We start from the raw sequence: 24847 nt of genomic DNA, 5'->3' as shown, positions 1-24847 counted from the left end.
TCTTAATTCAAGGAGGATATAGGATGAAGCTTACATATCAGAAGCCAGCGATTGAATGGACAGAGGCACTGCCGATTGGTAACGGGAGACTCGGAGCAATGATTTTTGGCGGAGTTGGTACAGAGACCATTCAGTTAAATGAGGATACCCTTTGGTCAGGAGGACCGCGTGATTGGAACAATCCGCGCGCCTTAGAGGTTCTACCCGAGGTGAGAAGGCTCATTGAGGAAGGAGAATACGTGAAGGCTGACCAACTGTGCAAGGAGATGCAGGGCGTCTTTACACAATCGTATTTACCGTTTGGTGATCTTTCTATTATTTTCGAGCATGGCGATCAAGCAGATTCGTACGCTAGAGAGCTGGATCTGCAGCAAGGCATCTCCCGTGTTCAATACAAGGTGGGCGATGTTCAATATTCACGAGAAATCTTTGCATCGCATCCGGATCAGGTCATCGTCATCCGTCTACAGTCGAGCAGCGAAGGCATGCTGAGCTTTACAGCTCGGCTCGACAGCAGCTTGCAGGCTCAGTCGTTACATGATGATGAACATTGGATTGTGCGAGGTAAAGCGCCCGTATACGTGGCACCTAACTATCATCGTGTAGAGCAGCCCATTGTGTTCGAAGAGGAGGGGCAAGGCAATGCGATGACGTTCGAGGGCAGACTAGCGGCAGTTACAGGTGATGGAAGCATCTCGGTGGATCAGGACGGGCTACATGTACGGCAGGCTACCGAGGTGACCTTGTATATTAGTGCAGCAACAAGCTTTAACGGATTCGACCGTTCACCTGGCAGAGAGGGGAAGGAGCCAGGGAAGCTTGCTCAGGCCTATATAACAAAGGTGCTAGATTCTCCATACGAATCACTTCGCAGCGCGCATATCGAAGACTATAAGAGCTTATTCGATCGCGTGAATATCCATCTTGGAGAAAGAACTAGCCCAGCTCATATGTCCACGGATGACAGAATTCAGAAGTATGGAGCATCTGATCCGAGCTTGGTTGAGCTGCTATTCCAGTACGGTCGGTACTTGATGATCTCGAGCTCTCGCCCAGGCACTCAGCCTGCTAATTTACAGGGGATCTGGAATAAAGAGATACGTCCGCCTTGGAGCAGTAATTATACGCTTAACATCAATGCAGAAATGAACTACTGGCCAGCTGAGATCTGTAATTTGTCAGAATGTCATGAGCCGCTGCTTGAGTTTATTGGAAACTTGGCCGTGACAGGCAAGAAGACAGCTGAGATCAATTACGGTGCTCGCGGCTGGACGGCTCATCATAATTCGGATCTATGGGCACAAAGCTCGCCTGTTGGGGACTTTGGTCAAGGTGATCCGATATGGGCTTTCTGGCCAATGGCTGGCGCATGGCTTAGTCAGCATCTATGGGAGCATTATGCCTTCGGCAGAGATGAAGCTTATCTACGCAATCAGGCCTATCCAATAATGAAGGAAGCTGCGCTGTTTTGCTTGGACTGGCTAATTAAAGATCAGAATGGACATCTGATTACGTCTCCATCAACATCTCCTGAGCATAAGTTCAGAACAGAGAATGGCAGTCTTGCAGCGGTAAGTGCTGCCTCAACGATGGATTTGTCAATGATTTGGGATTTGTTTACGAACTGTATCGAAGCTGCAGAAGTACTAGACATGGATGAGGCCTTTAGAGCCGAGCTGGAACAAGCGAGAAGCTCCTTGCTTCCGCTGCAAATCGGTAAGCACGGTCAGCTGCAGGAATGGAGTCAGGATTTCGAGGACGAGGATGTTTATCATCGCCATGTATCGCATTTATTCGGCGTTTATCCAGGACGCGAGCTTATGAAGGAGCGCGCACCAGAGCTATTCACTGCAGCTCAGAAGTCGTTGGAACGCCGCGGGGATGGTGGTACAGGCTGGAGTCTTGGCTGGAAGATTAATCTATGGGCTCGCTTCCAGGATGGCGAACGTGCTATGAATTTGATCTCGAACCTGCTTCATCTTGTTGATGCGAATGCAAGAGGGGAGAGAGGCGGCGTATACGCAAATCTTTTCGATGCCCATCCTCCTTTCCAGATCGATGGAAACTTTGCTGCAACCGCAGGTATTGCAGAGCTGCTCCTTCAGTCTCATCAAGGCTTAATCAGCCTTCTGCCAGCATTGCCGAAAGCTTGGCCTACTGGTAGTATAACTGGCCTGCGGGCACGTGGAGGATTTGAGGTTAATTTGCAATGGAGCAATAGTGCACTGAGTGAAGCGGAGATCACATCACTGAATGGGGAGACATGCACGGTTTTTGCAAGTGTGCCGCTTGAGGTGAAGGATCAGCATGGACGAGAGGTTAAGCTGCTTGATGCCGCTGAAGCTGGCTGCATTTCTTTTGCAACGGAAGTAGGAGTTAAGTATGAGCTGACACCGAAGCTTGGTGTCGAGTAATCGTTCGATATTCATATGTAAAGCAGATGCGCTAATTCATTTATAGGATTAGCGCATTATTTTTTTGATGTTCGTGAAAGTTCGACAGCTTTACCGTTGACAGTTTATGGACCATCAAGTATTCTAAGGCATATTTATTACATAAAAATGTAAGCGCATACATATTATCTTCCTTTTGGTATCGTTAATCGTTGTAGAAAGGAGAGGTAACGATGAAAAACCTTCCATTGCTGCTCAAGCATACGGTAATCCTTATGGGGGTAATGTTAATTTCCGTAGCTATCTTAGTTTGGTACAGTGTGACACAAATGATGAACTATTCAGAGCGTGAGATCGCAGAATCATCCTTAGCTGAGACGAAAGCGAATCAAGAGCTAACGGACAAAGTTATGGAGAACATCGTTGACCATAGTGTGCGAATAGCATCATCTGCGTTATTGAATAGCATGCAGGAGACTCGTTCCATAGCGAGTATGACGTATGATACATCAAATGTGAACAGCGCTGCTACGATACTAAAGGAACTGTATGAGCTAAACAAAATCAATCCGAGCATCTATTCATCGTTTATTTATATGGAGGATGCGGATTATATTATCTCTACCGATAAAGGTATTACTGCCTTGCATAATTACGAATCGGTTCATTGGATGAACACAGCATTAGAGAAAAGCGAAGGCGTGCAAGGTGTATGGTTTAGTCGCTGGGATCAGACAGATGAAAAGTCTATCCTCTCCTACGTTTTACCATTACGTAGCTTGTCTAATACAGTAAAAGGCAGCTTAGTGGTCAATATTCTAGAAACAGAGTTTACGCAATATTTATCGTCTAACCAAACAGGCTTTAATGAATATATATTGATAAATGAGAATGGGTTTATTATATCTCATGTCGATCAAGCGATGCTCTTTAAGAACATTGTCCACGAGCCATTCTTCAATCATCTGTTTAATGAGCGTCAGGAGGCAGGGTATACCTATAGGGAGCAGGATCGTGCACGGCAGTTAGTCACATGGAGTCGTTCCGTATCTACTGGCTGGTTGAATGTTAATATATACGAGGTCAGTAAGCAGATGGCTGCCATCTACCGACTGCAAAAAAGCATTTATATATTAGCGTTTATTATGATTATATTCGGCTCCTTGTTCTCCTTAATTGTAACGAAAAGATTATCTGTTCCGATCAAAAAATTAGTTATGATGGTAAACCATCGCCTACATTACGGTGATCAACCTAAAAATGAGCTTAACTTCCTTGAAGAAGCATTTGAAAGAATGCAGGATGAGGCCGAAGAGCTGCAGCAGCTGTTGAATGAAAGTAAACAGGCCACCAATGATATCGCTTTGCAGCAGTTAATACGAGGTGAAGTAACCGAGCAAGCTCGTACACTATTTAAACGGAGAAATTTTATAGTCGCCATTCTATCGATTGATGCCTATCGCCAATACATGATTAAGCATGGCAGCGAGGCTAGAAGCTATCATCGTTATAAATGGATTGCAGCGATTGACCGGTTAAGTATGGAGCATACAAAACTGAAGTGTGTAGATCAGGGAGACGGCTATTATGTGATATTCATCAACAGTGATAACGTAGCACGATTAATGGATCAGGAGGCATTGTCTGAGCTGATAAAAGCATTGCAGCTTAAGGCAGTAGAGATATTTCATCAATCAATAACGATAAGTGTAAGTGATCTATTTTATTCGATTCATGACGTGCAATCTCATTATATATCTGCATTAGAGGGCTTGAAAAGAAGATTACTGCAAGGCTACGGACATATATATTATGGCTCGAGTACAAGTACAGCGGACGACGAGCAGAATCATTTTTATCCGAATGCAAGTGAGAAGAAATTGCTAAGCTATATCGATCAATGTAATTTTGATAGTGCGAAGCAGGAGATTGCCAACGTATGGCAAGATTTTAGCAACCAAATGCATATTGCTCCAGATCAAGTGCTCTACATCTGTCATCAGCTTGTCGGCGTGACGCTTACGCATTTGAGAGAGAAGAATGTGAATGTCCAGCATTTATTCTCAAGTCATCGAAATATATATACGCAGCTCGCAATATCTGAAACCTTAGATGACGTAGAAGCTGCACTTGTAAGCTTTTATGAGGATATCATCAGTCATTTGCTTGAGCTTACCGCAGGTGAAGGAACTCAGTACGGACATAAAATCATTCATTACTTAGACAATAATTATCGTAAGGATATTGTATTCGAAGAGATGGCTGAAGAAATTGGTATTAGCTATTCCTATATGCGAAAAATTATTACGCAAGTGACAGGCATGACCTTGGGCGATTATGTTCATGCACAACGCATTAAGCAGGCCAAGAAATTACTGCGATCGAGCGAGTTAACGATTAAACAAATAGCAGAGGAAGTAGGCTACAACAATATAAGAAGCTTTAACCGCTTTTTCCAGAAGGTCGAACATATGACACCAAGCGTATATCGATCTCAGCAGCATCAAACAATGAATAGAAATAAGCATGTATTGAATTGAATACGTATATTTCTCTCCCCTCTTAATGGAAGGATGCTTCCGTTAAGAGGTTTTTTATTGGTTAAGGAGCTGGAATGTTTTGTTCATTTATGGACTGTTTTGATCATCCGTTACTTAAGGAGGAGCAGCTAAGCGCGAAATCATATCAAAACAGCCCTTCTGTATCAAATCTGATGATTTTCAAGTCAATCTTTAACGGGTAACATACATTTTGCGCGGACTAACTGTTAAAGTGCTATGCTCCAGGACTAACTAGATAGCGCTTCCATTGCGTAATCGGAGAAGTTACTGGAGGACAAATCAAAAGGAGGAATGGACTACGTTATGACTAACCTGAAGAAGCAATTATGTTTATTCTTAACAAGTGCTTTATTAGCGATGCTCGTTATTTCTGTCACTGCAGTGGCAGCATCATCGCCTACGTTTAGCGCTAAGTCAACGCAGGATGGAAGCAATATTGTGTTAGAGCTTACGGGTGAGCAGCTTGATGATGTATACGCCTATGAATTTCGTGTGGCATTTGATCCAGAGCAAGTGAAGTTTGTCAGTGGAAAAAGCCCTCAGGAAGGATTTACAGCTGACCCTATGGTTAGCGAAGGCAGTGTGCTGTTCGCTCATACCAAAACAGGTCAGGCTAAAGGAATGGATGGCCAAGCAATACTAGCCAGCCTTACATTCGAGAAGCTTCATCCAGCAGATCATGTGAGCTTTACCATCTCCTCGATTAAGCTAGTCCATTCATCATTAGAGCTTACTGCAGTTTCGGAGGAATTAACGGTAATGGCATCTGGAGCTTTGTTTACTGACATTGCTGGGCACTGGGCCGAAGCAGCGATTAGCAAGGCTAGTCAGCTGGGCTGGGTTTCAGGCTATGCTGACGATACGTTCCGTCCGCAGGCTAATATTACCCGCGGTGAGTTTGTCACCATATTAGTAAGGGCACTCGGTCTAACAGCGGATGCTTCAGCATCGCTGAGCTTTAAGGATGTGGATGCTATTCCAGCATGGAGTAAAGGTGCCATTGCTGCTGCTGTAAAGGCAGGTTTAGTGGAAGGCTATAACGACGGAACGTTTCAAGCGGATAAATTAGTGACACGTGCTGAAATGGCTGCAATGATCGTTCGATCACAAAGCATTGCCATTGATGATGGGGCTAGTGTTACATTTGCCGATGCAGAGGCTATACCGAGCTGGGCAATTCCTTATGTATCGGCTGCAGCAGACAGAGGCTGGATTCACGGGGTAGGCAACAATACCTTTGCACCATTAAAGCATGCAACTAGAGCAGAAGCGACTCAAATGCTAATCAATTTAACTGCAGAATAAGCGTATTGCACGTTGTAGCTAATGTTATGTAAATGAGCATAGAAGGAGGCGTCATGCAAGTGGGAAGAAAACAATCATTTTCGAAAAAGTCCATGGTTGCGTTGCTTCTAGCAATCATTCTGGCATTTCCAATCGTTTTGACTCCTAATGTGACACAAGCGAGCACAGCTGAATCAACAGCTGCTGTAAAAGAGATGGAATTCTTGAAGCGCGGACTTGTGGCGATTCTGACTGAACATGGTGTTTTTCTGAGCTGGAGATATTTGAATACGGATCCGGAGCATATTGCATTTAACGTATATAAAAATGGCATGAAGGTTAATAACGAGCCAATTATTAATGGAACGAACTATGTGGACACATCAGGCTCAGATAGCTCACATTATCAGATATCTACCATCATTAATGGCGTAGAAACGATTGATCCTGATCGTGTAGCAACATGGCATAACAACTATTTGCCTATTCGACTAGATAAGCCAGCAGATGGCAGAACGAAGCTCGGAGATCATTACAGCTACTACGCTGGTGATGCAACGGTAGCTGACGTTGACGGGGATGGTGAGCTCGAGATTGTATTCCTCTGGAGTCCGAGCAACTCCAAGGATAATTCACAAAGCGGCTACACTGGCAACGTATATATTGATGCGATTGAGCTAGACGGAAGCAAGCTATGGAGAATTGATCTAGGTGTTAATATTAGGGCGGGTGCGCACTATACCCAGCTCATGGTGTATGACTTGAATAGCGATGGAAAAGCCGAAGTCGTCGTTAAAACTGCGGATGGAACCATTGATGGTCAAGGCGTCGTTATTGGTGATGCATCTGCGGATCATCGCAATGATGGAGGCTATATTTTAACCGGTCCAGAGTATTTAACCTTGTTCGACGGTGCAACGGGTGCTGCCATTTCGACCGTTGACTATCATCCGCCTAGAGGAAATGTAGGCGATTGGGGAGACGGATACGGCAACCGAGTCGATCGCTTCTTAGCAGCGATTGCTTACTTAGATGGTGAAAAACCAAGCGTCATCGTCAGCAGAGGCTATTACACTCGAACGGTTATTGCCGCCTATGATGTGATCGATCATTCGTTAGCTCAACGTTGGGTATTCGATACAGATGTTGATGGTCAGCAGTATATGGGTCAGGGCAATCATGGCTTAAGCGTTATCGATGCTGACGGAGACGGCAAAGACGAGATTATGTTTGGAGCACTGGCGATTGATGATGATGGTACTGTGATGTACAGCACTGACCTCGGTCATGGTGATGCCATGCATGCAGGCAAGCTAGATCCCAATCGTGCAGGCTACCAAGTATTTAGTGTTCATGAAAACCGCAGCGCAGAATATGGAATTGAGATGCGTGACGCAGCAACAGGAGAGATACTGTGGGGAGAATATACTGGTGTAGATACAGGACGAGGGATGTCCGCAGATATCGATCCTAACTATCCGGGCTATGAATCTTGGGCGACGGGCATTACAGATGGAGCGGCAGTACCTATTGCTAATCTATACGCCGCTGATGGCACAATTATTGCATCTAATGAAGATGTACCGAAAACGGCTAACTTTGCGATATGGTGGGATGGCGATCTTCAGCGAGAGCTATTCGACCATCAATGGGATAACAGCACAGCGAAAGGAATCCCGCTCATTTACAAATGGGACTATGAGAATAAGAAGCTAAATGAAATTTTTAGAGCTGAAGGAGCACTTACTAACAATCATACAAAAGGGACTCCAGCTATTCAGGCCGATATCATCGGCGATTGGCGTGAAGAGTTTTTAGTGCGCAATGAGGATAGTACGGAATATCGACTATACAGCACGACGATACCTACAGATTATCGCATTCCAACATTAATGCAGGACCCAACCTATCGTCTTGCCGTTGCGTGGCAAAACGTAGCCTACAATCAGCCGCCACATACTGGTTTTTATCTTGGAACAGAAGCAACAGATTTCCCTAAGGTCAATATCTCGTTCCCAGCTTCACCGCAAAGCTTAGAGGAAATGTTCCGTTTTAGCTTTGGCTCCCAGCAGATTGAAGGAGCTACCCAAGTGGAGAGCACAGAGTTCAGTGACGCCACCGGCTATGGCTTTAATCATATTGCAGGAGTAACGGTAGGTGAACAGCAGGTTACCGCTTCAGAGGACAGTGCGTTCCAGGTTAATGTGCCTAATGCGAATTATCGAGTAACGGTAACGCTTGGTCACGCGACTGAGGAAAGTCATATAGGGCTGAAGTCAGAGTACGTTCAAAAACTTGCAAATACGTCTATAGCAGCAGGTGAAGGCTACACTCGTACATTTGACGTAGCAGTAGTAGATAATCAGCTAGAGTTTACATTTACCGGTACAGCGAACAGCATTAAAGAAATGGTGATCGAGAAGTATCCAGCTAAAGCAGCCGGCTCAGCAGTTACCATCTATATGGCTGGGGATTCAACGATGCAATCCTATAGTGATATGTTTGCTCCACAGCAAGGCTGGGGTGAGCAGTTTGGGCGTTACTTCTCTTCCGAGGTTGTCGTGAAAAACCATGCGATTGGCGGTAGAAGCAGTAAGTCGTTCTTATTTGATGGGCGCTTAGACAACATCTTGCATGAGATTAAGCCAGGAGATTACTTCTTTATCTCATTTGGCCATAATGATGCATCTGCAGGCATTCCAGATCGTTATGCGTCGCCAGAGGATTATAAGATGTATCTCAAGCGCTATATAGATGGGGCAAAACAACGAGGTGCAACTCCAATCGTGCTGACACCAGTTGGACGCAGAGACTTTAATACTGTTACACAGCAGTTCAATGTGAGCTTCCCTGAGTATGTAAATGCTGCGAGAGAGGTTGCCGAGCAAAACGATGTTCAACTTATTGATCTGAGCAGTCTTAGCATTGCATTCTATGATGAAGTAGGGCTTGCTGCAACAGAGAAAATCTTCCTGCATACCAATCCAGGAGAGTATCCTCGTTATCCGGATGGTGTAAGTGATAATACGCATTTTAGCCAGCTGGGAGCACAAGCCATTGCCAAGATAGTGGCAGAAGCAGTTGAAGAATTGGAGCTTACGATATCGCCATATGTCATTGATCCTGAGTTTGTTATGCCAGAGCCGGAGCCTGAAGCACAAGTGTTCGAAGAGGATTTTGAGCCGGATGGCTCAGTAGATGCCTATTCTATCGTGAATGCAACGGGGTATGGCGGGCAACTTGCACCATTTATTGAGGAATATGACGGGTCAACGGTATTGAGATTTACTGGTGGAGGCAGCGGGCCGCGTGCAAGAGTATTCCGTCTGTTCGACCCTATTGGCGGCAACCTCATCAAGATGAATTTTGATTGGCATCCAGGTACGATTGGAATAACACCAAATGAAGGTACGATCTCGATACAAGACAGCAATGAAAATATTCTTCTAACGTTATATGCCAAATCAGATTCAAACCCAACGGCTATCGACTATGCCATTGGTCCAAACGGTGATGATCGCGCATCAAGTACTGTAATGAATAAACAGTGGGTGAACGTAGATCTTACGATCAATTATCAAGCGAAAACGATGGATCTGACGCTAACAAGCAGAGCAGACAGCAATCAAACGAGCACGATTACAGGTATTGAGATTCCTTCTGGAATCAGCTATCAGGAAAATGTTCGTGCGATTCGTTTCCTTGGAACAAGAGCATCTGGTAGAAACCTAGATTGGACGACGTATTTGGACAATGTGAAGATTATGGGTGAATTTTTACCACCGATTGAAGGGGATAAATCATTGTTAGTTGAGCTTTATGATGAGATAAGCATAATGGATACTTCTAGCTATACTGAACAATCGAAAGCAGTGCTAGCTCATGCTCTCGCTGAAGTCGGAGCTGTGATCGAGGATAATTTGACAGCGGAGCAGATTAAGCATTTATTGAATGTTTTGACGGTAGCGCGGGATTCATTAACGACAGAAGCAGCTGCTCCTGTTACCGAGGTTAAATTCGACTTTGGATCAGGTAATGCAGAAGAAGGCTACATTAAGGTCGACGCAACGAGAGCTTATATTCCAGGCAATCATTATGGCTTCTTAGATACATCACTGCTCGTTGAGGAAAACAGAGAAACTGGCAATGCACTGAATGAAGACTTCATACGTACAGGTGCGAATACCTTCTATGTTGAGATGGAGCCTGCAAATTATCACGTACAGATGGTTATCGGTGATAGCGCAGAAGCAACGAATGTAGCAGTGGTTACAGAGCAAATGAGTAAAGTTGCATCGACGACAATTCCAGCTAACGAACATAGCGTCATTGAGTACGATATTGCTTTAATTGATGGTGTGTTTAACTTTGATATTTCGGGAACCTCTGCAAAAATTAATGCACTGACCATTACAAAGCTGGATAGTAATGGGGTAGGTGAGAAGCCGAAAATCTATCTAGCAAGCGATTCTACTGTAGCTAATTACGCTGAAGGCTATCGTCCACAAGCAGGCTGGGGTGAACGATTGCAGGATTATCTCAACGTGGAAGATGTTACCGTCGATAACCGAGCAATAGGTGGATTAAGCAGTAAAACGTTCTTAGTAGGCGGCCATCTGAATGAGATCCTGCTAGATATTCATCAGGGCGACTACTTGTTCATGCAGTGGTCACATAACGATTCCACGCCATCTAGACCTGAACGTTACCTAACACCTGAAGAGTTCAAAGTGTACTTAAAAACATATATTGATGGCGTTAACCAAAGAGGAGCAACTCCTGTTCTAGTATCGCCTGTAAATAGAAGAGATTTTACAGGTGATGTATTGAATAAGAGCTTCCCTGAATATGTAGCAGCGATGAAGGAAGTTGCTGTGGAAACAGGAACGACGCTGCTTGATCTTAATCACGTGAGCTGGGAGAAGTTCCAGGAGCTTGGATCTGAAGGCACGAAGGATGTATTTATGTGGGTGGGCGCAACAGAGGATAATACGCATTTGCAAATGAATGGTGCTAATATGGTAGCTGGCATGGTCGCTCAGTTGTTACAAGCGTCAGAGCTACCGATTGCTGCAGCAGTTATTGTGACGGAGCCTGAACCAGAACCGACGCCAGAACCAACACCAGAACCGACACCAGAGCCAACGCCAGAACCGACTCCGACACCGGAGCCGACGCCAGAACCAACACCAGAACCAACACCAGAACCAACACCAGCACCGACACCAGAACCGACACCAGAACCAACGCCAGAACCGACTCCGACACCGGAGCCAACACCGGAGCCAACGCCAGAACCGACTCCGACACCAGAACCGACACCAACACCAGAGCCAACACCAGAACCAACACCAGAACCGACTCCGACACCGGAACCGACACCAGAACCGACACCAGAGCCAACACCGGAGCCAACTCCATGGGGTGCTGGGGAGATGAGTGGACCAGCAACGGTTAGCTCAGGTCACTTTGTTTCACTAAATATTACTGTAGCTGAAGTTGAGACCGCATTTAGTGCGATTGATATTGAGTTTGAATATGATCCGTCAAAAGTAGATTTTAGAATGGTTCAAGATGATGAAGGAGCTTATGAATTAGATGCTGGTGCAATTACTAATCTAGATGAGCGGCTACAGGTTATTCGTGCAACAGTACAACCAGCTAGCGGAAAGGTAAGAGTAATCTTATTGGTGACAGAAGAAGATAGCATAATCGAAACGGCTACAGATTTGTTCACCTTGAATGGTATCGTCAAATCAGGCCAGCCAAGTGGTAAATCGAGTATTCATATTACAAAGTTTGAAGTGGCAGCAGAGGGCAAGCTCGGCTATATCAAGCTAGAGGAAGCTGAGCACACGTTTAATATCCTTGCAGTACCAAGCTCAGTTATCACACCACCTCCAGCTGTAGATAACGACAGCACGAAGCTTGAACAAGAGATCACTGCTGCAACAACGATATTAGAGCGTGCAGTAGAAGGTGAAAAGGTAGGACAATACAAAGCAGGAGCAATAGCTAAGCTAAAGCAAGCGCTTGATGCAGCAAAAAATAACGGTCATACAGCTTCAGCCTTGTCCGCCCTTCAGGAAGCGATCGAAGCCTTTAGCAATGAACGTGTTACATTAACAGGCTCCGGTCCGATCTCCATTGCTGATTTGTCACTGTTAGTGAAGTATTATGGTGTCACTGCTGATGATGAATCATGGTCTGAGATTGAAACGGCTGATGTATTGGAAGCTAAAGTAATTAACATCCAAACTCTTGCAGCAATTGCACAGTTGATTGCTGAGGAACAGTCGTAACGAGGATATTAGCATAAGCAATTGCAGAGAAGAGGGACCGTTCCATAAGGAGCGGTCCCTCTTTTATTACGCTACATCATTACAACAACTATTGAAGGTTTCGTAGAGCTTTTACTCTGGTACCATTCCGTATAACCTGCGATAGGTCTCAGGAGTCATTCCGACCTTTGACCGAAATGTTGCTACAAAGTGACTCGCATCTCGGAAACCGACCGCTTCACCAATTTTACGAATGGTCCATTCTGGCCTTGAGGGTAGCAATTCCTTTGCTTTGCGAATACGCAGCTGTATTAAATATTGATAGGCCGTTTGACCGAATAGCTCACGAAATTTTTCATTTAGCTGTCGTTCACCTATCCCTAGCTGCTTTGCCATTTGTGCTAAACCGACCTCTGGATTAGCGTACTCATTTTCTAGCCAATCAAGCAGTATTTGAACACGCTGCAGGCGCTTGGATATGGATGGTTGGCTTTCTGTTCGAGCCTCCGTTCGAAGCAATGTGATGAATTGGTACAGCAGTGAGGAGGAATGCCACCCTGAAGGATCGCCTCCAGCATCATTGATCTCCATAATTTGAATGAAAATTTTAGATATTGTATCATTTTCTGCTTCCCATTGAAAACGTTCAATCGTATTCCAGCCTAAAGCTTGGACGATATGCTCCGCAAGGCTGCCATGAAAGGTAATGTATCCCGTTTGCCAGAGACTGCTTTTCGCTTCATATCGATGTGGCGTATCTGGGGCGAGCAGTATTCCAGAGCGTTCGGTCAACTTCCAGCTTTTGTTTTTTGTAACAAGCTCGCCTTCTCCTCTCAATGTCTGAAGCCAGTGGAAATAAGGATAGCCGGATGGCCGCTCGATTAACTCCTGTTCCGTATTAATTCCGATCGTTTCTAGCTGAAGGGGCAGTAATTCTGCAAGTGTGGCAGGGACGATGCGACGGTTCATAAAAAACCTCCATATTCTTATATGGTATCTCGTTTATTTTATATAGGAACTAATAATTATTGCGCTTACAATGAAGGAGTATACTGCAGTTTTATCATATAAGTTAAGGAGTGACAAGATGATTAACTCAAAGAAAAATAAAATATGGTATGGCGGAGATTACAATCCTGATCAATGGGAGAAAGAGGTTTGGGACGAAGATTTACGCATGTTCAAGCTTGCTGGTATAGATGTAGCGACATTAAACGTATTCGGCTGGTCGAAAAATCAGCCAGATGAAGATACTTATGATTTTGGCTGGCTTGATGAGATGATGGATAAGCTGCATGCAGATGGAGTTGGTGTTTGTCTTGGAACTAGCACAGCGGCACATCCTGCTTGGATGGCGCGTAAATATCCGGATGTGCTTCAGGTTGACTTTTATGGCCGTAAGCGTAAATTCGGAGGTCGCCACAATTCCTGTCCGAACAGTCCGACGTTCCGCAAGTATTCCGTGCTTATGGCAGAGAAGCTGGCAGAACGCTATAAGGATCATCCAGCATTACTGATCTGGCATATTAACAATGAGTATGGCGGAGCGGGAAATTGCTACTGTGATAACTGTGAAGCAGCTTTTCGTGAATGGTTAAAAGAGCGTTACGGTACGCTAGAAGCGCTAAACCGTGCGTGGAACACAGGCTTCTGGGGACATATCTTCCACAGCTGGGAGGATATTGTGCTGCCTAGTGGACTAAGTGAGGAGTGGCCTGGGGCGAATGGACGTACGGAAACGAATTTTCAAGGGATATCACTTGATTACATGCGCTTCCATTCAGATAGTTTACTAGAATGCTATAAGCTCGAGTACGAAGCAGTTAAAAAGCATACGCCAGATATTCCAGTTACGACGAATATGATGGGAGCATTTAAGAAGCTGGACTATCATAAATGGGCAAAATTCATAGATGTGATATCGTGGGACAGCTACCCGAGATTCGATACACCTCACAGCTACACGGGCATGATGCACGATCTTATGCGCGGATTGAAGGATGGGCAGCCGTTTATGCTGATGGAGCAAACTCCAAGCCAGCAAAACTGGCAGCCATACAATTCACTGAAGCGCCCAGGTGTAATGAGACTGTGGAGCTATCAATCAGTTGCGCGTGGTGCAGATACGGTTATGTTCTTCCAGCTACGCAGATCAATCGGTGCCTGTGAAAAGTATCACGGCGCTGTCATTGAGCATGTTGGTCATGAGCATACACGTGTGTTCCGCGAATGTGCGCAGCTCGGTGCTGAGCTGAACAAGCTTGGTGATTCACTCATTGATTCTCGTTTTAAGGCGAAGGTCGCGATTGTCTTCGACTGGGAAAACTGGTGGGCGATTGAGATGTCCAGCGGTCCAACGATAGACCTTCGTTACGTTGATGAGGCGCATAAATACTACAAGGCACTATATGAGCTAGGCGTTGCAGTTGATGTAGTAAGTGTAGAGGCAGATCTTAGCGGCTACGATCTTGTTATTGCACCAGTGATGTATATGGTGAAGCAAGGTGTTGCACAAAAGCTTGAGCAGTACGTTCAGGCTGGCGGCTCACTCATCTCTACCTTCTTCAGCGGTATCGTTAATGAAAGTGATCTTGTAAAGGTCGGTGGATACCCTGGCGAGCTAAGAAAGCTGTTTGGCATCTGGGCTGAAGAAATTGATGCACTGCTGCCAAGCCAGCGTAACCGCATGATATTATCTGAAGGTGCTTCTGGTATGAAGGAGGAGTACGAGTGCGGACTGCTATGTGACCTTATCCATAGTGAGGGTGCCGAGGTGAAGGCGGTATACGGCGATGACTTCTACAAGGGTATGCCTGCGTTAACCGTCAACAAATTTGGGGAAGGTGAAGCGTGGTACTTAGCAACGAGTCCAGAGCAAGCGTTTCTAAAGGATTGGTTGGCACAGCTATGCGTTTCCCACGGCATTGAGCCTTTCATTCACTCGCTTCCTGAAGGAGTTGAAACAACGATTCGCTATAAGGATGATCAGCAGTATTTGTTCGTGCTGAATCACAATGATGAGACGGTTCAGATTGATCTAGGTGAAACAACGGGAATTGACCTGTTAACCGATCGTTCATTGGATGGCGGTAAGCATGAGCTCTCCAGTCACGATGTTATGATCATTAAGCTAAAATCATAAGCTTAAACAAGCAGGCTGAAACAGCTGAGCTATAGTCTTACGTATTCACGTTTCTAGATAATATCAAGGCACTGCTGTAAGCAGTCGCCTTGATATTTTTTTGCTAGTTTGATTAGATATAGCTTAAAGGAACGATGAATGTGTAAGGGGGACTCGGATGCGCAGTCTATTTATTGTTGGGGATAGTATCTCGATTCAATATGGACCGTACTTGAAAAGGTTTGTTGTAGGCAGCTATCAGTATGATCGGAAAAGAGGGGAAGCTGAAGCACTAGAGGATTTGGACAAGCCGGTTGGCGCTAACGGAGGCGATAGCGATATGGTTCTAGCGTATTTGACAAGTGAGCATAGAAAAGGTGTGCGCTACGATGTTTTACTCGTCAATTGCGGCTTGCATGATATTAAAACGGACCCGCAGACAGGCGCGAAACAAATTCCACTGGAAAGATATCGCACTAATCTTGAAGAGATCGTAACTATATCGAAGAAGATGGCGAAGAATTTAATTTGGATTTGTACGACGGATGCTGTCGAGCAGGTACATAATCGGGAGGACTCGACCTTTTTGCGCTTTCATGACGATGTTGTGACTTACAATGCTACAGCAGATGAGGTTATGAGGAGCCACAGCGTTTCGATGATCGATCTATACACCTTTACACGAAGGTTTGGCATTCAAGCATATTGCGATCATGTGCACTATACAGAAGAGGTTAGACAGCTCCAGGCTGCTTATATCACTGGCTGCTTGGATAGTCTAATTGAGCAAGGACATTTCTAGAAGAAGTCAGTAATTAAAAAGAACAGTACACTGCTCTGGTGCTCTAATGAGCGAGGGGCAGTATACTGTTCTTATTGTTTATTTGGTTGTGATCGTTACGGTGCTTGTTTTGCCATCCCACATTACGTTAGCTCCTAGCGCTTCACTAATGAAACGAAGAGGAACCATGGTGTGGTTGTTTTTTGTTTGAGCAGCTACATCTAGCTTAACATTCTCACCATTTTTGCTTGCCATATTGCTTCCAATGGCTAATTGGATCGTTGTGTTTCCTTTCGTAGCTTTTACAGATCGTTGGGCTTGATTCCACTCAACGTTGGCACCTAAGCGCTCAAAAATCGCTCGCATCGGAACAAGCGTAGTGCCATTTACGACAAATGGAGGCTGTTCAAATTGCTGCAGCTCACCGTCAATGATGACCTTAATCGAATCAAAGCTAATAACAAGTGCCTTCGCTTCAATTCCGCTACCAAACAATCTTTCTCTTAGATCGCTTATATCCTCTAAACTATCGCTACGTTGTTTAAGGATTTTGCGAACTGTCTCATTACGTAGATCAACGATATCATTCATTGTACGCTCTCTCAGCTTCTTGATGCTGTTCATAGCTGAGTCGCGTTCTGCTTGAAGATCCTCTTTACCCGTTTTTAGAATGCTATCCATGCTTTTCTTGGCTTGTTCTTGAGTAATATTTCCTTGCTTATATTTCCACATTGTACTCGTTGAGTAGTTAGGATTGCTTTCATTGCGCAGCTTCCACATGATACTTGTAGAATAGCTTGAATTAACCGTATTCGCATATTTCCACATCGTGCTCGTAGAATAGCTAGGGTTGATCTCATTTTTATATTTCCACATCATACTCGTGCTATAATTCGGATTAATTTGATTGTTGAACTTCCAATGCAAGCTAGTTGAATAGTTCTTATCGATTTCCTTGCTGTACTTCCATAGTGCACCTGTTGAGTAGCTAGGGTTAATTTGATTCTTGTATTGCGTTAGCTTCGAATTGTAGGATCGATCATCGCCATACTGATTGATGAGCGCTTTATAATCTTTATCAAGCAAATCATCTAGATATTCTAGATCTTCATCCAGCAACTTCTCTAGCTTCTTCTGCTCATCAGCTGTCTTTTCTAGAAACAGCTCATAATGATTCGTTTCCGTCTTCAAATCAGCTTTGTATTGCTTTGTAAACTCATCCTCTAATGCTTCGTACTTTTCTGCAATGTCATTGATAAATGTTGTGCTTGCTGCATGTGACGTACCGACTGGTAAAGCGAATGAACTAATTAAAATAAATGCAATCAAAGCTAGAATATTAATTCTGATCGCTTTTTCTCTCATTGTGTTATTCCTCCATTTTTTAAACATATTGTAGATATATCGTGATCCAACCTGTACCATTCGTCTTTTAGTTAAAAACCCCTGCTCAATTTCCGTAAATTGGAACTTTGCACCTATGATAAATAGGAAATTTGTAGCAACGGCCCCGTACTTTTGTAGCACTATGTGTTGCTCCGTACATGTTGAGGCTCCGATTGCTGTTGTCAGAGCTCCGTACATGGTGAGGCTCCGATTGCTGTTGTCCTCTGGTTTCTTGGATAACTGTCAAAGTAGAAACCAGAGGACAAAGGCAACCGCTTCGCTTCTACGCTCTCACCATTACTCCGCTGGGGCTCTTCTGGGGCGTCGCTCCGTAAATGTTGAGGTTTCAATTGCTGTTGTCCACTGATTTCAGCGTTCTGTACATGGTGAGGCTCCGATTGCTGTTGTCCTCTGGTTTCTTGAATAACTGTCAAAGTAGAAACCAGAGGACAAAGGCAACCGCTTCGCTTCTACGCTCTCACCATTACTCCGCTGGAGCTCTTCGAGGGCATTCGCTTCGTAGTGAAACCTCAGCGTTTACTCCGCTGGAGTTCTTCTGGGGTGTCGCTCCGTAGTGTGACCTCAGCATTTACTTCGCTGTGGTGGCTTGTAGGTATTGCTTCGATGTGGTCCTCAGCATTTACTCCGCTGTGGTGGCTTGTAGGTATTGCTACGATGTGGCACCTCAGCATTTACTCCGCTTTAGCGGGTTGTGTAGGCTGCGCTACGATGTATGCACCTGAGCATTTACTTTGTTAGGTGAGAGTACCGCAACATTACGCTATTTATGTTCGTTATTGCTAGAAAGGGGGAATTGGGATGTATCGGGTGATGGCTACTTTACTGATTGCTCTTATGTTTTTAACAGGATGTACGAAGCCGACAGATTCCATCGAGGGACCAATCGAGGACATTTCGGATAGCAGCTTAGTTATTAATTGTTCAGATGAAGTGAATCGTGGAAAGAAAGGTCCGATCAATGATATTGGATATAGATGCTCTGTGGAATTTACAGATCAGACGGTTTTTCGCGATATGCATGGAAGCTCATTAACTGTCAATGAAATTATTTCAGGCTCAACCGTCAAGGTTACTCTTTCAGAACCAGTAGATCTTAGAAAAAGAATGGAAAGCGATAAACCGTTAGGGCTTGTTGCCTACGATGTTATACTGCTCACTCGTGAACAAGTCTCCTCAAAAGAGGTCATTATTAAGGAGCTAGAAAAACAAGGACTAGACGTTATAGAAGGTGTTAGAGATCCCCAGAGCCCTTTTCAAATAAGCCTGGGAGGTATTGAGCCACAGGTTTATTCTGTAAATGGTGAAGAAGTAATTCTGTATCAATTTCCGTCGGAGGAAGAACAGCTTGAAGGCTGGGTGCAATTTCTCGAGAAATCGGCAGCTATGGATATTGGAGCATTTAAGAATTACAATTTGGATTCATTTTTGCTCATCCTCAAGTACGGAGAAGATCTTAACACGCAAACGGATAAGAAGATACAGCGAGCAATCGATGAATTAGCAAGCTATTGAATATGGTATAAAGGTAGAAAGGACGGATGAACCATTAAGCAATCTATGAAGAGTTTATTAAAGCTTTGTGTGGTCGTTATCATATCGGTTTTTATCCTCGTATGCTTATTCGGCGTCATTTTCTTTGGAGGGCTATGGTTTAAGGATATCTTCACATTATTGTAATTAACCAATATGATACGGAATGAATGACTCGAATTTCTAATTACTATAGATTAACTGGGAGATGGTTGAATCATGCATAATAATGAACGAAAGTTAGCAGAAAGCTGGATAGCTAATGCAGATGCTTGGACAGAATCTATTCGGCAACAACAGATAGAAAGTAGAAAGATTGCTACCGATCAGGTTGTCATTGATGCTATACAAGCCAGAAATCCAAAAAGAGTGTTGGATATTGGCTGTGGCGAGGGTTGGTTATCAAGAACTGTAAGTAATTTAGGAATAGAGGTAGTTGGAATTGATGGCAGTGAAAAGTTAATTGCTCACGCTCAAGCAGCGGGTGGAGCACAGTTTATTCACTTAAATTATGAAGAATTGATAGCGAATCCTGAGCAAGTTGGCAAGAACTATGATGTTGTCGTATGTAATTTTTCTTTATTATCACAAGAGCTTTCTCCTCTGCTTAGAACGATGTCTTACGTTTTATCTGACCGAGGGGTAATCATGATTCATACGCTTCACCCGTTTAATGTTTTGAATCAACCTTATGAGGATGGTTGGCGCGTGGAAACCTTTGAGGGAATGGGGGATGGGTACTCATCTTCGATGCCTTGGTTCTATCGCACAATGGGCTCTTGGCTTAAAGAAATAGGGTCAGCAGGACTATCGCTTATCGACATAAAGGAACCGTTAAATCCAAAAACGGGAAAGCCGTTTTCTCTTCTGATGACAACGGCAAAAAATATAAGAGTGAGCGAAGAATTCGAATAGAGGAGTAAATTTATGCAATCCATTCGATTGAAACTAGAAACATACATTAACAACTATGTGGACATGTCTACGGCGTTATTCAAGTTACCCGTAAAGGTGAAGTGCTTTTTGAAAACGCATACGGTTATGCAAGCGTCGAGTTCGGAATTAAAAACGAGATAAACTCCTGCTTTTCAATTGCTTCCATATCAAAACAGTTTACTGCCTTTGCGATCATGCTTCTTTATGACAAGGGAATGCTCGATATAGATAAATCTGCACAATTATATCTCCCTGCGAATATGAAGATTAACAAGCTGATTACTATTCATCATTTACTATCGCATACCTCTGGATTGTATAACTTTTATAATTTTGATGATGATTTTTTCGCTGGTTACAACAGAATGGATTACTTACATAACGAATTCTTCCAAAAGTATATTACTAAAGAACCAACAAACCCGCCAGGCACGACATATGATTACAATAATTCAAACTATAATCTTCTTGCATGGATTATTGAAAATGTTTCAGGTGAGAAGTTTGAAGAATATATTAGAAACAATATTTTGTTACCCCTTAATATGATGAACAGTGATGTTGATGACGGATGTAAGCCTATAAAAAACAGATCAAGTAATTATTCTAGAGATTTTGATTCAATTATAAAAAGTCCATATTATAATGAAAAGTTTAGCATTGGTGCTGGTGCGATGGTTTCAAATTGCGAGGATTTGTTCAAATGGTACAGTTGTTTGCGAGATAAGAAAATCCTATCGCCAAAAACATACGATAGATTATTAAAAGTGAACAAAAACAATTACTGCTATGGACTAGAGCATCATCATATTTACGGCACTGATAGATATTCCCATGGGGGAGATCACCTAGGAATAAGCACCTATATGCAAAATTATTTCGATGAAGATATATGTGTAATCATTCTTTCAAATTTAGAAAGTATTGCGGAACCTATTTGAAGGATAAGATTCAAGTAGAGCTTATTAATGGAAAATTATACTTTACGAGATTTTCAGGAAATCTTCATATCGAAATCTATCCTGTAGGGGAAGGGGAATTCGCTCGGAGATATGTTGACCAGAATCATCCATACGCTATTACAAAAAATAAAAATGGGGAGTTTACTTTTTTTGGTTATAGCAAGGATGATCCAACAATTTAGATTAACGATTAGGGATTATATGTGCTAACAGAAAATAATGCAGGAAATTACACCGTAATGCTAGAACACATTAGTGAGCTAGAATTCTACCAGTGATCAGGAGGCATTTTTCATATGAATATTCGCTTTGATCGTTTTCCGAATGGAGTAAATAAGGCAGTAACACTTAGCTTTGATGATGGACGAGAATATGATCGCAGACTCGTACAATTATTTAATCAATATGGCTTAAAAGGAACGTTTCATCTTAATAGCGCGTTCTTTGGCAGAGAAAGCTATATTGAAGCAAGCGAGGTTGCGGAGCTTTTTAAAGGACATGAAGTATCGATTCATACGACGCATCACCCCTTTCTAGAGCAATCTCCGCAGGAGCAGGTTGTCTTTCAGGTTGTGCAGGATCGCCATGCACTGGAATCGCTAGTTCGCTATCCTATTCGTGGGATGAGCTATCCGTTCGGTACATACAATGAGAGCGTGATCGAGCAGCTTCGTTCTATCGGGATTGAATATGCCCGTACGGTGAGCAGTCATGGCTCCTTCCATATGCCAGAACAATGGCTTGCTTGGCATCCGACCTGTCATCATAAAAATATGCTAGAAGCGGCAGATCAATTTTTAACACTGCAGCATCGACATTCAAGGATGAGCCTACTGTACGTATGGGGACATAGCTACGAGTTCGAGAATGATCAGAACTGGGAGCTCGTTGAGCAGTTCGGCGAGAAGATTAGTGGCCGTAACGATATTTGGTATGCTACGAATGCTGAGATTGTTGCTTATATGAATGCGCTTCAAGCTCTACGATTCACAATGGATGGAACTGTTATTCACAATCCAACCGCAATGGATGTATGGATTAGTGTGAATGATCGTGCTGTAGAAGTGAAGGCTGGAAGTTTAATGGATTTGGCATAAGCTAAGTCAATCACCTTAAAATATTGCTTGTACGAGTAAAGCCTGCTCCAAGACGACCGAAAATGTCGTGGAGCATGCTTTTGCTTATCTAAATTTAGTTGAGCTTTTTAAGCTCTCTTGCAAGGCGAGAGCTGCGAAGCTTCTTATGGCGCAACCAATCATTAATCTCTTCCGATGTTTGATAGGATAGTCGTATATGATAATAATTGATGTATTCTCCGATTGCAAAAAGGTACAAAAACAAGAAAAAGTAAAAGTTCGCTGGGAAGCTGCTCAGCTGAACAATGATTAATGGAACGCCGAGAACTATAAGAACAACATTAATTAACTTGCATGCCTTGAACAAACGGAGCCAACGATGAGGCAGCGCGCCTAGGTCGCCATGCTTTATCTGATTGTATTTCAAATACCAATAGTACGTGCCCTGAAGCAGAATAAATTCTAGTAAAATAAACGCATACGCCGTATATCCGCTGAGACTTGCCCACTCATACTTTTGTAAATAAACGAGCCATACGAATAGAAATACAATCGTTGCTGTGAGCTCGCCTGTATATAGATGGAGTAGCTTTTTCTTGACTTTGTTATGCATTGTATCCTCCTAATGAAGCCTATCCAATAAAACAGCCGCATCTCCTTTATAAAGAAATACGGCTGTTTTGTCTATAGATTAATCTAAATTGATTACATATTCCGAGATCGGTAAGGGTAACTGCTGAACAGCTCCAGCTACAAGACGTGCTATGTGCATCGCACCGTGCTCCTGAAAGTGCGTATCATCTGCTTTACCATCGGGAAAGGCTTCATAGATGCCTGGTTCAACATGTAAAAATACAGATCGAGTAGCCTCTAAGCCAATCTCATTGTAATAATTCAAGCTAAGCGCATTAAGATCAATGAGCAGAACCTCAAGCTCATCGGCAACTTCCTTCATCCCTCGTACATATTCTGGAAAGCTCATTTGAAAGACACCTGCAGCCTCATCAAAAATTCGACGGCCAACTGGTGTAACGAGAATAGGATCTGCTCCTGCCTTGCGAGCCTCATTTACATAAACCTTTAAATAGTCCTTATACTCTGGGATGGTCGTATAGCGCTCTGGAACGCTGATGGTAGCATCGTTGTGACCAAACTGTATCAACAAAAAATCGCCTGGACGAATCTCTTCTATTATATTTTGCAGTCTGCCTTCCGTTAGAAACGTTTTACTGCTTCGACCACCGATGGCATGATTGCTAATACGAACGTCATCTGTGAAGAAGTGACCTATCATTTGCCCCCAGCCAGCCTCAGGCTCCCAGTACTCCTCAAAGGTTTGGACAGTAGAATCGCCAGCAAGATAGATCGTTGGACGAGCATTTAACTGTTTATCGCTGTTATTAAGCTGTTTCATTCTATAATTCCCTCCATTTCAGTAAGTTTAGGTCGTTTAATATGGTGCATATGACGATAGGTCGCAGGTGTGTAGGAAGTCATACTTTTAAAGCAACGGTAAAAGTGGGGAATGCTGTCAAAGCCGCACTTTTCGGCAATGAGTGAAAGCTTATCATCGGTTTCAGTGAGCAGCTGCTTAGCAGCAATAATACGCTTCATCATTAGGTACTGCGTAACATTCATCCCCGTCAGCTGCTTGAACACTCGACTAAAATGCGAGGAGCTTACATTGGCGCTTCGAGCTAGCTGTGCTAAGTTCCAGCCCAGTGAATCGGTTCCCTCAAGCTGCTTGAGAATCTCCTCCATCCAGCGAGGAGCGAGTGTATAGGTTGGTACTGTCTCTATAGCTGGATTGCTCTGTTGTACTACACGGCTAAGCATGATGAGAATAAGCTGAAGCGTGTATAGTGCTGCACTTTTGTATCCGATTTGCCGAGACGATACCTCCTCTTGGATGCGTTCAAGCTGTTGTTCAATCGTCCGCTGCTGCTCCTCATTAAGTACGATTCGGTAAGTAGAAGATTGCCTTGTGGTATGAAAGAGGTGGAGCGCATGATAGGCATCATCCTGAAGCTCCTTTAATGAAAGCCCTCCATGAAAAAATATCGCTGTCACCGTAATAGAGGAATGCTGCTCTAAGATCGCTCGGTGAATCGTATTCGCTGGAATCACAAACACATTTCCTTGCTCCATATCGTAAAATTTATGATCGATAAAGAAGCTGCCTTTTCCTTTATAAACATAGACGAGCTCAAACCAATCCTGTATATGATCAGGGAGCTCATTATCCGGCCCTCTTTGCTGTTTATAGTCGATGATGAATGGTAGTAGATCTTGCTTACTGAGGTGTTTTTTGATCGGCTGCATGAATAGATGTCCTCCTTTACTATATATGGGGAATATCATAAAAGAGTATATCGTTGCACGTTTACGCAATTTTTATCGCTAAATCGGATGATATAATAAAGGTAAGTCGATTGGAAGAATAAGTTATTTTTACATGAAAACCATCAGCATAATGGAAGGCAAGATAACATAAATTTTAACTCATAGTGAAAGC

Annotated in this window: 16 protein-coding genes; 11 read left to right on the top strand and 5 right to left on the bottom strand. The window is 43.5% G+C overall.

All coding sequences use genetic code 11. From position 1 onward, the window contains the following. Positions 1–23 precede the first annotated feature (23 nt). From NSQ99_RS16805 to NSQ99_RS16790, 4 genes are all read left to right on the top strand, one after another. A complete protein-coding gene (locus NSQ99_RS16805) occupies positions 24–2414 on the top strand; it encodes a glycoside hydrolase family 95 protein (protein WP_340837959.1) in 2391 nt (796 codons plus the stop codon). 212 nt (positions 2415–2626) lie between these two features. Next, a complete protein-coding gene (locus NSQ99_RS16800) occupies positions 2627–4933 on the top strand; it encodes an AraC family transcriptional regulator (protein ID WP_340837958.1) in 2307 nt (768 codons plus the stop codon). A gap of 324 nt (positions 4934–5257) precedes the next feature. Continuing rightward, complete coding sequence (locus tag NSQ99_RS16795) at positions 5258–6259, top strand: S-layer homology domain-containing protein (protein WP_340837956.1); 1002 nt, start codon at positions 5258–5260, stop codon at positions 6257–6259. A 92-nt stretch (positions 6260–6351) separates the two neighbouring features. Continuing rightward, on the top strand, positions 6352–12540 hold the full coding sequence (locus NSQ99_RS16790) for a rhamnogalacturonan lyase family protein (protein ID WP_340838822.1): 6189 nt from the start codon (positions 6352–6354) through the stop codon (positions 12538–12540). Positions 12541–12651: 111 nt separating this feature from the next. Here NSQ99_RS16790 and NSQ99_RS16785 read toward each other — a convergent pair whose 3' ends face one another. Next, positions 12652–13488, bottom strand: a complete 837-nt coding sequence (locus NSQ99_RS16785; RefSeq protein ID WP_251668854.1) for a helix-turn-helix domain-containing protein — start codon at positions 13486–13488, stop codon at positions 12652–12654. Between the two features lie 118 nt (positions 13489–13606). On the opposite strand from NSQ99_RS16785, the gene NSQ99_RS16780 reads away from it, so the two are divergent. Both NSQ99_RS16780 and NSQ99_RS16775 read left to right on the top strand, forming a co-directional pair. Beyond that, positions 13607–15661 carry a beta-galactosidase gene (locus tag NSQ99_RS16780; protein WP_340837954.1) on the top strand — a complete coding sequence of 685 codons (2055 nt, stop codon included), beginning with the start codon at positions 13607–13609 and terminating at the stop codon, positions 15659–15661. A 157-nt stretch (positions 15662–15818) separates the two neighbouring features. Further along, entirely contained in the window at positions 15819–16442 is a 624-nt protein-coding gene (locus NSQ99_RS16775; protein ID WP_251668850.1) for a GDSL-type esterase/lipase family protein, read from the top strand. Positions 16443–16520: 78 nt separating this feature from the next. On the opposite strand, the gene NSQ99_RS16770 is transcribed toward NSQ99_RS16775, so the two are convergent. Then, positions 16521–17786, bottom strand: a complete 1266-nt coding sequence (locus NSQ99_RS16770; RefSeq protein WP_340837950.1) for a copper amine oxidase N-terminal domain-containing protein — start codon at positions 17784–17786, stop codon at positions 16521–16523. Between the two features lie 597 nt (positions 17787–18383). On the opposite strand from NSQ99_RS16770, the gene NSQ99_RS16765 reads away from it, so the two are divergent. From NSQ99_RS16765 to NSQ99_RS16745, 5 genes are all read left to right on the top strand, one after another. Next, complete coding sequence (locus NSQ99_RS16765) at positions 18384–18566, top strand: hypothetical protein (protein WP_340837948.1); 183 nt, start codon at positions 18384–18386, stop codon at positions 18564–18566. 60 nt (positions 18567–18626) lie between these two features. Continuing rightward, positions 18627–19340, top strand: coding sequence for a hypothetical protein (locus NSQ99_RS16760; RefSeq protein ID WP_340837947.1), 714 nt, complete (start codon positions 18627–18629; stop codon positions 19338–19340). A gap of 237 nt (positions 19341–19577) precedes the next feature. Continuing rightward, positions 19578–20273, top strand: a complete 696-nt coding sequence (locus NSQ99_RS16755) for a class I SAM-dependent methyltransferase (RefSeq protein WP_340837945.1) — start codon at positions 19578–19580, stop codon at positions 20271–20273. Positions 20274–20374: 101 nt separating this feature from the next. Next, positions 20375–21235: a serine hydrolase domain-containing protein gene (locus NSQ99_RS16750; protein WP_340837943.1), complete on the top strand. Its 861-nt coding sequence runs from the start codon at positions 20375–20377 to the stop codon at positions 21233–21235. A gap of 317 nt (positions 21236–21552) precedes the next feature. Then, positions 21553–22353 (top strand): polysaccharide deacetylase family protein, encoded by an 801-nt coding sequence (locus NSQ99_RS16745; protein WP_340837941.1) that lies wholly within the window; start codon positions 21553–21555, stop codon positions 22351–22353. A 94-nt stretch (positions 22354–22447) separates the two neighbouring features. On the opposite strand, the gene NSQ99_RS16740 is transcribed toward NSQ99_RS16745, so the two are convergent. The 3 genes from NSQ99_RS16740 to NSQ99_RS16730 all read right to left on the bottom strand — a co-directional run bounded on the left by NSQ99_RS16740 (position 22448) and on the right by NSQ99_RS16730 (position 24654). Next, complete coding sequence (locus NSQ99_RS16740; protein WP_340837939.1) at positions 22448–22945, bottom strand: hypothetical protein; 498 nt, start codon at positions 22943–22945, stop codon at positions 22448–22450. 78 nt (positions 22946–23023) lie between these two features. Continuing rightward, entirely contained in the window at positions 23024–23746 is a 723-nt protein-coding gene (locus tag NSQ99_RS16735; RefSeq protein WP_340837937.1) for a rhamnogalacturonan acetylesterase, read from the bottom strand. Next, complete coding sequence (locus NSQ99_RS16730; protein ID WP_340837935.1) at positions 23743–24654, bottom strand: AraC family transcriptional regulator; 912 nt, start codon at positions 24652–24654, stop codon at positions 23743–23745. The genes NSQ99_RS16735 and NSQ99_RS16730 overlap by 4 nt, the downstream gene beginning before the upstream one ends. Positions 24655–24847 lie beyond the last annotated feature (193 nt).

This window comes from Paenibacillus sp. FSL W7-1287 (assembly GCF_038004245.1).
In the GTDB taxonomy this organism is placed as follows: Bacteria; Bacillota; Bacilli; order Paenibacillales; family Paenibacillaceae; genus Pristimantibacillus; species Pristimantibacillus camelliae.
The sequence above is the reverse complement of the archived record's forward strand: the minus strand, read 5'-3'. Positions and strand labels throughout refer to the sequence as shown.

Coding starts and splice junctions, on each gene's coding strand:
- NSQ99_RS16805 (WP_340837959.1), top strand. CDS start 24: ATGAAGCTTACATATCAGAAGCCAGCGATTGAATGGACAGAGGCACTG.
- NSQ99_RS16800 (WP_340837958.1), top strand. CDS start 2,627: ATGAAAAACCTTCCATTGCTGCTCAAGCATACGGTAATCCTTATGGGG.
- NSQ99_RS16795 (WP_340837956.1), top strand. CDS start 5,258: ATGACTAACCTGAAGAAGCAATTATGTTTATTCTTAACAAGTGCTTTA.
- NSQ99_RS16790 (WP_340838822.1), top strand. CDS start 6,352: ATGGTTGCGTTGCTTCTAGCAATCATTCTGGCATTTCCAATCGTTTTG.
- NSQ99_RS16785 (WP_251668854.1), bottom strand. CDS start 13,488: ATGAACCGTCGCATCGTCCCTGCCACACTTGCAGAATTACTGCCCCTT.
- NSQ99_RS16780 (WP_340837954.1), top strand. CDS start 13,607: ATGATTAACTCAAAGAAAAATAAAATATGGTATGGCGGAGATTACAAT.
- NSQ99_RS16775 (WP_251668850.1), top strand. CDS start 15,819: ATGCGCAGTCTATTTATTGTTGGGGATAGTATCTCGATTCAATATGGA.
- NSQ99_RS16770 (WP_340837950.1), bottom strand. CDS start 17,786: ATGAGAGAAAAAGCGATCAGAATTAATATTCTAGCTTTGATTGCATTT.
- NSQ99_RS16760 (WP_340837947.1), top strand. CDS start 18,627: ATGTATCGGGTGATGGCTACTTTACTGATTGCTCTTATGTTTTTAACA.
- NSQ99_RS16755 (WP_340837945.1), top strand. CDS start 19,578: ATGCATAATAATGAACGAAAGTTAGCAGAAAGCTGGATAGCTAATGCA.
- NSQ99_RS16745 (WP_340837941.1), top strand. CDS start 21,553: ATGAATATTCGCTTTGATCGTTTTCCGAATGGAGTAAATAAGGCAGTA.
- NSQ99_RS16740 (WP_340837939.1), bottom strand. CDS start 22,945: ATGCATAACAAAGTCAAGAAAAAGCTACTCCATCTATATACAGGCGAG.
- NSQ99_RS16735 (WP_340837937.1), bottom strand. CDS start 23,746: ATGAAACAGCTTAATAACAGCGATAAACAGTTAAATGCTCGTCCAACG.
- NSQ99_RS16730 (WP_340837935.1), bottom strand. CDS start 24,654: ATGCAGCCGATCAAAAAACACCTCAGTAAGCAAGATCTACTACCATTC.